Annotated in this window: 9 protein-coding genes and 1 pseudogene; all 10 read right to left on the bottom strand. The window is 51.1% G+C overall.

What is annotated here, in order from left to right:
- Positions 1–105: 105 nt before the first annotated feature.
- Complete coding sequence (locus H70357_RS20475) at positions 106–1053, bottom strand: bifunctional riboflavin kinase/FAD synthetase (RefSeq protein WP_038593402.1); 948 nt, start codon at positions 1051–1053, stop codon at positions 106–108.
- Between the two features lie 37 nt (positions 1054–1090).
- Positions 1091–2005, bottom strand: a complete 915-nt coding sequence (gene truB, locus H70357_RS20480) for a tRNA pseudouridine(55) synthase TruB (RefSeq protein ID WP_038593405.1) — start codon at positions 2003–2005, stop codon at positions 1091–1093.
- Entirely contained in the window at positions 2002–2979 is a 978-nt protein-coding gene (locus tag H70357_RS20485; protein ID WP_038593408.1) for a DHH family phosphoesterase, read from the bottom strand. The genes truB and H70357_RS20485 overlap by 4 nt, the downstream gene beginning before the upstream one ends.
- A gap of 21 nt (positions 2980–3000) precedes the next feature.
- Positions 3001–3354, bottom strand: coding sequence for a 30S ribosome-binding factor RbfA (gene rbfA / locus H70357_RS20490; protein ID WP_038593410.1), 354 nt, complete (start codon positions 3352–3354; stop codon positions 3001–3003).
- An 18-nt stretch (positions 3355–3372) separates the two neighbouring features.
- Entirely contained in the window at positions 3373–6045 is a 2673-nt protein-coding gene (gene infB, locus H70357_RS20495) for a translation initiation factor IF-2 (protein WP_038593413.1), read from the bottom strand.
- Positions 6043–6361 (bottom strand): annotated as a pseudogene (locus tag H70357_RS20500) (YlxQ family RNA-binding protein); the annotation flags it as partial. The pseudogene H70357_RS20500 and the gene infB, both read right to left, overlap by 3 nt.
- Positions 6354–6662, bottom strand: a complete 309-nt coding sequence (gene rnpM, locus H70357_RS20505; protein WP_038593419.1) for an RNase P modulator RnpM — start codon at positions 6660–6662, stop codon at positions 6354–6356. The pseudogene H70357_RS20500 and the gene rnpM, both read right to left, overlap by 8 nt.
- 32 nt (positions 6663–6694) lie before the next feature.
- A complete protein-coding gene (nusA, locus tag H70357_RS20510; RefSeq protein ID WP_038593421.1) occupies positions 6695–7792 on the bottom strand; it encodes a transcription termination factor NusA in 1098 nt (365 codons plus the stop codon).
- A 26-nt stretch (positions 7793–7818) separates the two neighbouring features.
- Positions 7819–8286: a ribosome maturation factor RimP gene (gene rimP, locus H70357_RS20515; RefSeq protein WP_038593427.1), complete on the bottom strand. Its 468-nt coding sequence runs from the start codon at positions 8284–8286 to the stop codon at positions 7819–7821.
- A gap of 176 nt (positions 8287–8462) precedes the next feature.
- Positions 8463–12791 carry a PolC-type DNA polymerase III gene (locus H70357_RS20520; protein ID WP_038593430.1) on the bottom strand — a complete coding sequence of 1443 codons (4329 nt, stop codon included), beginning with the start codon at positions 12789–12791 and terminating at the stop codon, positions 8463–8465.
- Between the last annotated feature and the right edge of the window lie 45 nt (positions 12792–12836).

Raw genomic sequence — 12836 nt, forward strand, 5'->3', positions numbered from 1 at the left:
CGGTGAGAACGAGCAACCAAGCTATGGTTATGATGCTGTTTTTCCAGCAACGTTAATCAGTATAGCATTATCGGAAAGAAAAGTAAACGGCTTGTCCCGTGCAGATTAAGAATGATAGCCCAGCAGCTCTTTGGCCGTTTCGGCATCTGCAGCAATCTGTGAAATCAGGGCATCAATCGACTCAAACTTACGCTCAGGCCGGATAAAGGAGACCAGTTCTACCTTAAGTTCCTCTTCATAGATGTCTCCTGCAAAATCAAACAGATGCACCTCAAAGCTCGGGGCAATCATCCCCTCATGGAACGTAGGCTTCACGCCGACATTCATTACGCCGTACAGGACGTCTTCCTTATAAAAGACCCGCACTGCATACACCCCTTTAGCCGGGATGACATAACGGTCTTCCAGCTGAAGATTTGCAGTCGGAAAACCAATCGTGCGGCCTCTCTTCTCCCCGTGCCCTACAACTCCGCGCAGATGATAGCAGCGCCCAAACCATGCGTTGGCCAGGGTTAGATCTCCGTTCTGGAGGCTCTTTCGAATGCCGGAGCTGCTTACCTTCTCTCCTTCAAGCAGAAAAGGAGGCACTGTCTCCACATTCATCACACCGTTCCCCAGCTCACGGAGCATATCGGCATCCCCTTCGCCCATGTAGCCAAAGCGGAAATCGAAGCCGATAACTGCAGTTACAATATGCAGCGGCAGCAGCATTACAGAGACAAAATCCTGCGGGCTAACCCGGGACAGCTGCTCATTAAATTCAATTATATACAAAATATCGACCCCCATGCCGGCAAGCAGTTCCTGCTTGTCCTTCGCCGGGGTCAAATATCCATCATAGTCACCTTTGCCCATTACATCCTTGGGATGAGGATGAAAGGTCATGACTGCTGCCGGTACGCCTTGTTTACGGGCCAGAGCTACAGCGGAAGTAATGACGCTGGCATGTCCGCGGTGCAGTCCGTCAAACTGGCCCAGGGCAGTCACTTGCGGCTGCGCCCACTGCGCTGCGGTCTCCGCTGGCATTGGATAACTTAAGGTTACGGTTCTCACGCTGTTTCTCACCTACAATTCACTAATAAAATTAATATTATGCTTGTGCGAATACCTTTACAGGGGCTATTGCTCCTGTGTCATCCAATTCATAAATGCCCAGGAACACTCCCTGTAGATCATACAGCCGAAAATGTCCGGCCTGCTTTACTTCAGGTGCTACGTAACGTGTTGAAAGGCGCTGCCCCTGCAGGGCGGCCTTCCTCTTCTCATCCATTACCGAATGCCGGGACAGATGAGAAATCGCATCATCCGCCGCGATCAGATGTTCATCGAGTGTGCCTGCTTCTTTATGCTCGGCAATTTGCTCAAGAGTTAGACAGTGACTGGCAGATATCCCTGCGGACATCGTCCGTTCCAGCTTGACCATCACACCGGGCACTCCAAGCGCCCGGCCGATATCTACGCAAAGCGTACGGATGTATGTACCCTTGGAACACAGCACACGGAAGGTAATATCGGGATAATTGCCGCTATACACCATATCCGTCATCTCAATTTCGTAAATCTCCACTTCACGGCTCTTGCGCTCTACAGTCTTGCCTTCTCTAGCCAGCTCATAGAGGCGTTTGCCTTCCACTTTCACCGCCGAGTACATCGGGGGAACCTGAGAGATTACTCCTTTAAAGGAGTTCAGTACCGCCAGAACTTCTTCCCCGGTAACTTTCACTTCATCTACAGTTTCCGTAATGGTTCCGGTTAAGTCTTCGGTATCGCTTGCCATACCTAGTCTCAATGTGGCCACATATTCCTTAGGCAGCTCCTGGATATACTCCACAACCCGGGTTGCCCTTCCAAGACAAAGCGGCAATACGCCTGTCACTTGAGGATCCAGAGTTCCGGTGTGTCCGATACGCTTCATGCCAAGAATCCGCCGGGCTTTGGCTACAACATCATGTGAAGTGTACCCTGCTGGCTTAAAAACAGCCAAAACACCTGTAAGCTCACTCATAAAAGACGTCTGACCTCCTCCAGCACCCGTGGTATTGCCTGCTCCAGCGTCCCCTCAACCCGGGCACCTGCTGCGCGGGTATGTCCGCCGCCTCCAAAGACTTGAGCCAGCGCCGCGACATCGACCTTGCCGGCCGAACGCAGGCTGACCTTCACAGCAGTCTCATCGATGACCTTGAACAGCATGCCGACCTCCACACCGCGGATATTACGCGGATAATTAACAATGCCTTCAAGATCCTCATTGGCGGCATTACATTCGAGCATATCCTGTGGTGTTACATAAACCCAGGCAACATCGCCCTGCGGAGTTAATTGCAAAGTGTTCAGTGCCCGGTTCAGCACCTTCACCTGAGCTAATGTCATTTCCTCCAGCAACGTCTCCGCCAGCTCGGGACCGTTAACTCCCAGTGCCAGCAGCTCAGAGACAGCCGCCATCACTTTAGGTGAGGTATTCGTGTAGCGGAAGCCGCCTGTATCGGTCAGCAATCCTGTATAGATTGCTGTAGCAATATCTATATCCCATTCCACCTCAAACGTCTTCAGCAGGTCGAACAAAATTTCTGCAGTCGCAGCAGCGTCCGGCTTAATCAGCGTAACGAATCCGTAACCGTTATTGGTGGGATGATGGTCAATGTTTGCGATAAGGGCATCCTGAGCAAAAAAGCGCTGGGTCAGCCCCACACGCTGAAAATCTGCACAATCGACGCAAATGACATTACTGTACGTCCGGGGCAATTCACCGTCCGCCAGATTGACAATCTCATCGGCATGCCATAAATATTCCATCCGTTTGGGAATCGGGCCTTCATTCAGCATAGTATATTTTTTGCCCAGACATGAGAGAAGCCAGCCCACCGCGAGGGTGGAGCTGACTGCATCTCCGTCCGGCTGAACATGCGACACTACAAGATAATCGTCGTGTTCCAGCAGAAACTTACGGGTCTGCTGGAGACTTTGTTCATAGCTCTGCATTCGCCGTCTCCTTTATGTTTCCTAACTTTCTTCGTTCTTGCCGATCTCGCCGAGCAGCTTCTCAATATGACTTCCGTAAGCAACGGATTCGTCTATCTTGAAGATCAGCTCAGGCGTGTGGCGCAGGCGGATCGCCTTGCCAAGCTCGGAGCGGAGAAAGCCATTGGCTTTCTCAATCGCTTTTAGCGAATCGCTCTTCTGCTCTTCGTCTCCGAACACGCTCAGGTATACCTTGGCCTGCGAGAGATCGTTCGTTACATCTACCCCGGTTACTGTTACGAACCCGATGCGCGGGTCCTTCAGTCCGCTTTGGATAAGCTGGCTCAGCTCTTTCTTGATCTGTTCGCCAACCCGTCCCGCTCTGATTTTAGACATCTATATTCACCTCTTCGCTTAGCGCTCTACCGTTTCCATAATGAACGCTTCGATAATGTCGCCCTCTTGGACGTCATTATAGCGTTCCAAAGTTATGCCGCATTCATAACCCTGCGCCACTTCTTTGGCATCATCTTTGAAACGTTTTAAGGTGTCGATCTTGCCTTGGAAGACAACGATACCGCTGCGGATCAAGCGCATTTCGGCATTGCGGGCAATTTTGCCTGAAGTAACCATACAACCTGCAATGGTACCCACTTTGCTGATTTTGAAGACGTTACGCACTTCTGCATGACCGATAACATTCTCTTTATAGATGGGATCAAGCATCCCTTTCATCGCACTTTCAATTTCCTCAATTACGTTGTAGATGATGTTGTGCAGACGAACATCCACTTTTTCTTGCTCGGCAGCCGCTTTCGTCTGGGCATCCGGACGAACATTGAAGCCGATAACAATAGCATTGGATGCAGCAGCAAGTGTGATATCAGATTCCGTAATGGCACCTGCACCGCTGTGAATGATCTTCACGCGTACACCTTCGACTTCGATCTTGGCCAAAGAGCCCTTCAGCGCTTCAACCGATCCCTGCACGTCCGCTTTAATGATTACGTTCAGGTCTTTGATCTCGCCATCCTTGATGTGCTTGAACAGGTCATCCAAGGTTACACGGGTATTCGTGTTCAGCTCGGATTGGCGCTGGGTTGTAGAACGTCTGTCCGCGATAGCACGGGCTTTACGCTCATCTTCAAAGGCCATAAACGGATCGCCTGCCTGAGGCACCTCAGTCAAACCGGTAATTTCCACTGGTGTGGAAGGACCTGCTTCCTTGATCTTGCGTCCTTTGTCATTAACCATGGCGCGTACGCGTCCGAAGCAGTTACCTGCTACAAAGGCGTCCCCGACTTTCAGCGTACCGTTCTGCACGAGAATACGGGCAACCGGTCCACGGTTCTTGTCAAGCTCAGCTTCGATTACAGTACCGCGTGCCCGTTTGTCCGGGTTAGCCTTGTACTCATTCACTTCAGCAACGAGCAGGATCATTTCCAGCAGTTCTTCCAGGTTGATGCGCTGTTTGGCGGACAGGTTAACGAAGATGGTATCTCCGCCCCACTCTTCCGGAACCAGCTCATAGCTTGTTAGCTCCTGCTTTACCTTATCAGGGTCTGCACCCGGCTTGTCGATTTTGTTGACTGCAACGATAATCGGAAGACCTGCAGCTTTTGCATGGTTGATGGCTTCAACCGTCTGAGGCATTACACCGTCATCGGCAGCAACTACAATAATCGTCATATCTGTTACTTGGGCACCACGAGCACGCATCGCAGTGAACGCTTCGTGACCCGGTGTATCCAGGAATGTGATTTTCTTGTGGTTGATTTCAACTTGATAAGCACCGATATGCTGAGTAATTCCGCCAGCTTCGCCGCCAGTTACGTTCGTGGAACGAATGGCATCTAGCAGTGTTGTTTTACCATGGTCAACGTGACCCATGATCGTTACTACTGGAGGACGAGCCTGAAGATCCTCTTCGGAGTCGTTCTCTTCAACGGTCTCGAAGCTGTCTTCATCCACTGGAATCTTCACTTCAACTTCTACACCGAACTCACCGGCCAGCAGCAGAATGGTGTCAATATCAAGTTCCTGGTTGATGGTTGCCATAACACCCATCGAAATCAGCTTCTTGATCACTTCAGAAGCATCCTTATGAAGCAGCTTGGCAGTTTCACCAACGGTCATGCTGCCGCGTACGATAATTTTCTTCGGTGTGTTGTCAATCTTCTCGCGGCGTTCCATTGACTGGTTTCTGCCACGGTTGTTCTTGCCGCCACGGCCGCGGTAGTTGCCGCCTTTGCCGTCTTCAAAACGCTTTTGGCCGCTGTTGTTGTTCGGTCTGCCGCCTGTAGTGTTTCTCTTAGCGCCTCTGTCACCGCCACCGCCGCGGGAGAAGTCTCCGCCGGTGCCGCCGCCTTGAGCTTGCGGACGGTTCTCGCCAGTGCGTGGTGCACCGCCTTGAGCTTGCGGACGGCTGCCAGTGGAGCCGCCTTGCGGACGGTTGCCGCCAGTCGAGCTGCCTTGCGGACGGTTACCGCCGGTCGAGCTGCCTTGCGGACGGTTGCCGCCGGTCGAGCTGCCCTGCGGACGGCTGCCGCCAGTCGAGCTGCCCTGCGGACGGCTGCCGCTAGTAGAGCTGCCTTGCGGGCGGCTGCTGCTAGTGGAGCTGCCTTGCGGGCGGCTGCCAGTGGAGCTGCCTTGCGGGCGGCTGCCAGTGGAGCTGCCCTGAGGGCGGGAATTTTGAGTGGAGCCTGTTGTTGTTCTGCGGGAATCTTGTCCGCTTTGGGGCCTTGGGGACGTCGTCGATTGGTTGTTGTTTTGGTTACTGTTCATACCTACCTGCTTTTCCGGTTGATTTTTGTTGGCATTCTGAGCACTTTGAGGTTCGGCTGTTACCGAGCCGGTAGTTACCGGACGGCTGCTGGTGCCGGGATCCCGCTTGGCTGCAGCGTTTGACTTAATATCCTTGAAGAACTGTTCTACTTTGGTCACAGAGCCATTCTCCATGACACTCATATGATTATTCACAGGGACATCCAAACGCTTCAGAATTGTAATAATTTCTTTACTGCTCATGTTCAGAGACTTCGCGTATTCATACACGCGCAGTTTATCTTTATTGTCTTCTTTAGTCAATAACTCCACCTCCGACAGTATCTCCGAGTTGCTTGGAGATCATTTCCGCGAATCCTTTATCCGTAACGGCCAGCACAACGCGCTGGTCTTTACCAATACTTGCACCGAGTTCATCCCGGTGAAATGCGATTACTAGTGGAATATCGTAGGTTCCGCATTTATCACGGAACTTTTTTTGGGTATTATCTGAAGCGTCACCCGCCAGAACGACCAGCTTCGCCTCTGAAGACCGTACCGCTTTAAGCACGGCCTCATCGCCGGTGACAATCTTGCCTGCTCTCATCGCAAGCCCTAAATAAGAAAGTGCCTTACTCATCGTCCTCACTATCCTTTGCTGCCAAAAATTGCTCCTCCACGGATGCAAAATCCCGGGCAAGCTGGGCATAGATTTCAGGACTCACTTGACATTTTAACGCACGGTCAAGTGCTTTATTCTTTTGTGCCAGTTTAAAGCATTCAAGCTTGCCGCAGATATAAGCGCCCCGGCCTGACTTTTTGCCTGTCAGGTCGATCAGCACTTCGCCCTCGGGCGTTCTAACCACGCGAATCAGCTCTTTTTTGGGCATCATCTCCTGGCTGGCAACGCACTTGCGCAGCGGCACCTTTCTTTGCTTCATCATAAACGCCTCCCCTCTAGTGAGCAGGTTAATTAATCAATGGAGACGGAATCCTGATGCATTTCATCGCTTACCGTTCTAGGTCTGCCGTATTCCTGCTCTGCCTGGGTCTCGCTCTTGATATCAATTTTCCAGCCGGTCAGTTTGGCAGCAAGACGGGCATTCTGCCCCTTGATGCCGATCGCCAGCGACAATTGATAATCAGGCACGATGACACGGGCCATTTTTTCCGCTTCAAAGACCTGAACTTCAAGCACTTTGGACGGGCTGAGCGCGTTGGCCACATATTCCTGTACAGCCTCAGAATAACGGACAATGTCAATTTTCTCGCCGCGCAGCTCTGTGACGATGGTCTGCACGCGTGTGCCTCTTGGGCCTACGCAGGAGCCAACCGGATCCACTTCGGGATTGCGCGAGAAGACGGCAATTTTCGAACGGAAGCCTGCTTCGCGGGCCACAGAACGAATTTCAACCACGCCGTCAAAAATTTCCGGAACCTCCAGCTCGAATAGACGCTTCAACAATCCGGGATGACTGCGGGACAACATAATCTGCGGCCCTTTGGTCGTATTCTCCACCTTGGTGATATAAGCCTTGATGCGCTCGCTTTGCTTGAACTTTTCTCCAGGCATCAGCTCGCTGAGCGGCAGAACCGCTTCGATTTTGCCAAGGTCAACATAGATGTTGCGCATATCCTGGCGCTGTACAAGCCCGGTAACGATATCATCTTCCTTGTCGATAAAAGCGTTATAGATAAGTCCGCGCTCCGCTTCACGAATACGCTGGGTGACTACCTGCTTGGCAGTCTGGGCAGCAATACGGCCGAAATCGCGCGGTGTTACTTCAAGCTCAGCGATATCCTCAAGCTGGAAGTGCGGGTTGATTTCCCGTGCAGCCGGCAGTGAGATTTCGGTCCGGGTATCCAGAACCTCTTCAACAATCAGCTTGCGGGCAAATACCTTGATTACGCCAGTGTTGCGGTTCATGTCCACACGCACGTTTTGCGCCGCATTAAAATTGCGTTTATAGCTGGAGATCAGCGCAGCTTCGATGGCTTCAAACAACACATCCTTGCTGATGCCTTTCTCCCTCTCCAGTTCATTCATAGCTTCGATAAAATCCATACTCATGAAAATCCGGTCCCCCTTTCAAGACGTTAAAAAATAATGGCCAATCTCGCGCTGGCGACTTTGGCATACGGTACTACATGTTCTTTTTTGCCCGCGGAGATGAGCAGTTCCTCGTTCTCGAATGAGAGCAAACGACCTTCGAATTCTTTGAGTCCCTGAATCGGCTCATAAACTGTCACATACACGTCTTTGCCTACCGCTTTGGCAACATCCGCCGCTTTCTTAAGCGGGCGCTCAGCACCCGGCGAGGAAACCTCAAGGAAATAAGCCTCGGGTATAGGATCATTCTCGTCCAGCTTCGAGCTGAAATATTCGCTGATGGCACCGCAGTCGTCAATATCTATGCCGCCTTCTTTATCTACGAATATGCGCAAAAACCAGTTGGAGCCTTCCTTCACGTATTCAACGTCCACCAGTTCGAAACCATTGTCCTCGAGATAGGACCCGAGCATCTGCTCTACCGTTTGTTTAATTTTGGATTTGGGTGTGCTCAAAAGAAATTAACCTCCACGAACTTGTCTTTTGCTATATACCAAAGATAAAGAGTGGGTTTCCCCACTCTTTACACAACGGACTTATCTCATTATTACCAAAAAAATTATACCATAGTGCATCAGCACTGACAAGTGCTAGCCCTTGACTGCCTCTTTTCAGGCATCCAATTTGTAGTTTAAAACAGGGATAGCTGGTTGCTTTCCGGCAGGCCGCGGAAGCAGCCCATCCCGGTCAGCAGCTCAATTACCGTCTTACTCGCCTTGGACTTCTGCTGAAAATCCTCGATGGAGAGGAACTCTCCGGCATCCTTGGCGGCGGCAATGTTATAGGCGGCATTCTCACCAATTCCCGCGAGTGCAGAGAACGGTGGAATGAGGCTTTTGCCGTCAACGGTAAATTTGTTAGCATCGGAACGGTACAAATCAATATTTTTGAAAGTAAAACCTCGGGCTGTCATCTCAAGCGCCATTTCAAGAATCGGCAGCATCGCTTTTTCCTTTGGAAGCGCCTGGAAGCCCTTCTGTTCAATATCTACAATCTGGCGGGCGATGGCTTCGTAACCCTGGCAGCAAAGTTCAATATCAAAATCAGCCGCCCGCACCGTGAAGTATGTCGCATAATATTCAATAGGATGATACAGCTTGAAGTAGGCGGTACGGACCGCGGAAATAACATAGGCGGCGGCATGCGCCTTCGGGAACATGTACTGGATCTTCAGGCAGGAATCAATGTACCACTGAGGAACCTTGCACTTTTTCATTTCCTCGATCCATTCAGCAGACAGCCCTTTCCCCTTACGTACGCTCTCAGTAATTTTGAAGGCCAGTCCCGCATCCATTCCAGCCTTGTAAATCAGGAACAGCATAATATCATCGCGGCAGCCGATAACTGTCTTGATGTTGCAGGTGTTGTTCTTGATCAGTTCCTGGGCATTGCCGAGCCAAACTCCCGTACCATGCGACAGCCCGGAGATTTGCAGCAAGTCGGCAAAGCTGGAAGGCTTCGACTCCACCAGCATCTGGCGGACAAATTTCGTACCCATTTCCGGAACTCCGTAGGTAGCCACAGGGGTCCGGATCTGGTCAGGCCTTACTCCAAGCGCATCAGTAGAGTTGAACATGCTCATGACCTTCGGATCGTTCATCGGGATGGTTGTAGGGTCCACTCCTGTTAAATCCTGCAGCATCCGCATCATTGTCGGATCATCGTGGCCCAGAATATCGAGCTTTAGCAGGTTGGCATCAAAGGCGTGATAGTCAAAGTGGGTGGTCTTCCATTCCGCATTGACATCATCTGCCGGGAATTGCACCGGTGTAATATCCTCTATCTCCATATAATCCGGCAAAACGACAATACCACCGGGATGCTGGCCAGTGCTTCGCTTGACCCCGGTGCAGCCCGCGGCCAGACGTCCCACTTCTGCTCCCCGCCAGCGCTTCTGATGATGTTCCTCATATTTCTTCGTGAATCCAAAGGCAGTTTTCTCTGCTACCGTACCGATGGTGCCGGCACGGAATACGTTGTCCGGACCAAACATTGTTTTGGTAAAGTTATGGGCGTTCGGCTGATATTCACCCGAAAAGTTAAGGTCGATATCGGGAACCTTATCGCCCTTAAAGCCCAGAAACGTTTCAAAGGGGATATCCTGGCCTTCACCCTTGAGCTTGCCGCCACAGTCCGGGCAGACCTTGTCCGGCAGGTCAAAGCCGCTTGGCACGCTGCCGTCGAGGAACCATTCACTATGCCGGCATTCCGGATTTACACATATATAATGAGCTGGCAGCGGATTTACCTCGGAGATTCCGAGGAAGGTGGCAACTACAGACGATCCTACCGAACCACGGGAACCTACGAGGTAGCCATCCTTATTCGACTTTTTCACAAGACGCTCAGAAATCAGATAGTTGGCAGAGAAACCAAATTTAATAATCGGCGCCAGCTCTTTTTCCAGCCGGGCAACGACAACCTCAGGCAATTCCTCACCATAGATTGATTTTGCCGTCTCATAGCAGGTGTTGCGGATTTCGTCATCAGCGCCATCGATAATCGGCGTAAACAGCTGGTCCGGGAACAGGTCATATTCCTCAAAGCGGTCAGCCAGCTCCACCGTATTGGTGACGACAACTTCCATCGCTTTTTCCGCGCCCAGGAATTCGAATTCGGCCAGCATTTCTTCCGTGGTGCGGAAATGGGCATCCGGCTTGCGCTGGTCTTTGAGCGGGCTAAATCCTGTAATCCCGTGGATCGTAATATCGCGGAACAGCTTGTCCCGCGGCTCCAGATAATGCACATTGCCTGTTGCAATGACCGGCTTGTTCAGCTGTTCGCCGATTTCACAAACCTTGCGCACTACGCCCCGCAAATCCTCTGCGCTGGCCACGAATCCCTTGTCCACCAAATGCATGTACATCGTCAGCGGCTGAATCTCCAGAATATCGTAGAACTGGGCAACCTCCATCGCTTCTTCAGTAGACTTATTGAGCACAGCCTCAAAGAACTCTCCCCGTTCGCAGCCGGAAATGACCAGCAGACCGTCCCTGTGCTCTTCGAGCTTGGACTTAGGAATGCAGGGAACGCGCTTGTAATACTCCGTATGCGACATGGATATCAGCTTGTAAAGGTTCTTCTTGCCAGTCGGGTTGAGTGCATAGATGCCGCAGTGAAACGGCCGGGTGTTCGACAAATCATTGCCTACATAATCATTCAGACGGTCAAGCCGGGTCATCCCCTTCATCTTCTCGGCATCAGCCAGCAGACCATTCAGAATACCTCCCAGGGCAATGGTATCATCCACCGCACGGTGATGGCTTTCCAGCAGAACCTTATATTTGTCGGCGAGTGTATTCAGCCGGTGGTTCTTCATGCTCGGATACAACAGACGTGCAAGTTCCAACGTATCCAGGGAAGGATTGGGCAGCACAGGCAGACCCAATTTCACCAGGGAAGCCTGAATGAACCCCATATCAAATCTGGCATTATGGGCAACCAGGATACTGTCGCCTATGAACTCGACGAATTTCTTCAGCACCGGCTCCAAATCAGGAGCGTCCTTAACCATCTCATCAGTAATATTAGTCAGCTGCTGAATATGGTATGGAATTTTCTCATGCGGATTCACGAACGTTGAGTAGCGGTCGATCTCCTGGCCGCCGGTCATTTTAATCGCAGCAAGTTCGGTAATATTATTCCGGGTGATCGACAAACCGGTGGTTTCTATATCGAATACGACATAGGTGGCGGTCTTCAGGTCCAGCGGCTGCGCGTTCTCCACAATATTTACCGAGTCATTCACCACATTGGCCTCGACGCCGTAGATCATTTTGATCTTATGCTTATGTGCAGCATGATTGGCGTCCGGAAAGCTCTGCACAACCCCGTGGTCAGAGACGGCAATTGCCGGGTGCCCCCACTTTGCTGCGGTCTTGACATACGCGTCAATAGGCGCCACTGCGTCCATCGTGCTCATAGTCGTGTGCAAATGGAATTCTACCCGCTTCTGCTTCGCATTATCCTTACGTGCCGGCGGTGCCGATACTTCGTTCAGATCCGATGGAATCATTACCAGCTCCGGAATCTGCATAAAGCGGTCATATTCAACCTTGCCGCGCGCTCTAACCCATTTGCCGTTGGCCAGTTGGCCCATAACCTTCAGATCTTCTTTGGTCTTCGCAAACATCTTCATTTGCAGAGAATCAGTAAAGTCTGTGATGCAGAAGGTGAACAAGGTATTGCCGTTGCGCAGCTCCTTGCTGTCCAGTCCGAAGATCGTACCCTGAATCGTGATTTTCTTCTCTTCATCCTGAATTTCCAGAATAGGTACAGCCTGCTCCTTGATTTCATAACCGACCTGAAGCTTAATGACTTCATTCGGATCTCCCTCATCAACGGGTTCATCCGGCTCGCTGGCCATCATCATCATTTCAACGAGCTCGCGCTGCTCCTGCTGAAGCTTCTGCTGGAACTCTTCATAAGCATCCGCTTTGCTGTTTTCATTCTCGGCAATCTGCAGCTTAACTTTTAGGGACAGGCCAAAATATTTATCGTAAAATTTAATAATGGCGCCTTCGATTCCCTTTTTACGGGCCAGCTCTAAAGACATTGAATCATTTAGGCTGAGCAGAAGCGTACTGTCTTGAAGCTCTTGAGTGGAGCGGGTCAGCCAACCGTTGACCGATGGGATCTCGCGCTGCGCCCATTCCAGAAACAAGCCCCAGTATTCCTGTACAAGCTCTGCTCTGCTTACTTTTTCATCATATAGAAACAAGAAGCTGACTTTGGCAATATGCTGCAGCTTCTCACGCATTCTCAAACAAAATGTCCGGTAGGTCTGTGCCGGAACAAGAGTATCTTTGGCAATAACGATGTGCCAGTCCCGGTTACCGCGGCTGATTTCCACACGTTCGATATGCCCGTCCAAAAAGTAGGGATCAATGAGTGCAGGCGGAATCTCTCCCTGCTTCATCAACAGCTCGAATCTTTTTCTTCTTTCCACGTTCTGTTCCATGCTTCCCCCACCTAACTTTTACACAGATAATAAAATCTCCCCGCA

Source organism: Paenibacillus sp. FSL H7-0357, from assembly GCF_000758525.1.
Taxonomy (GTDB): domain Bacteria; phylum Bacillota; class Bacilli; order Paenibacillales; family Paenibacillaceae; genus Paenibacillus_AQ.

Coding starts and splice junctions, on each gene's coding strand:
- truB (WP_038593405.1), bottom strand. CDS start 2,005: ATGAGTGAGCTTACAGGTGTTTTGGCTGTTTTTAAGCCAGCAGGGTAC.
- H70357_RS20485 (WP_038593408.1), bottom strand. CDS start 2,979: ATGCAGAGCTATGAACAAAGTCTCCAGCAGACCCGTAAGTTTCTGCTG.
- H70357_RS20520 (WP_038593430.1), bottom strand. CDS start 12,791: ATGGAACAGAACGTGGAAAGAAGAAAAAGATTCGAGCTGTTGATGAAG.
- rbfA (WP_038593410.1), bottom strand. CDS start 3,354: ATGTCTAAAATCAGAGCGGGACGGGTTGGCGAACAGATCAAGAAAGAG.
- nusA (WP_038593421.1), bottom strand. CDS start 7,792: ATGAGTATGGATTTTATCGAAGCTATGAATGAACTGGAGAGGGAGAAA.
- rnpM (WP_038593419.1), bottom strand. CDS start 6,662: ATGAAGCAAAGAAAGGTGCCGCTGCGCAAGTGCGTTGCCAGCCAGGAG.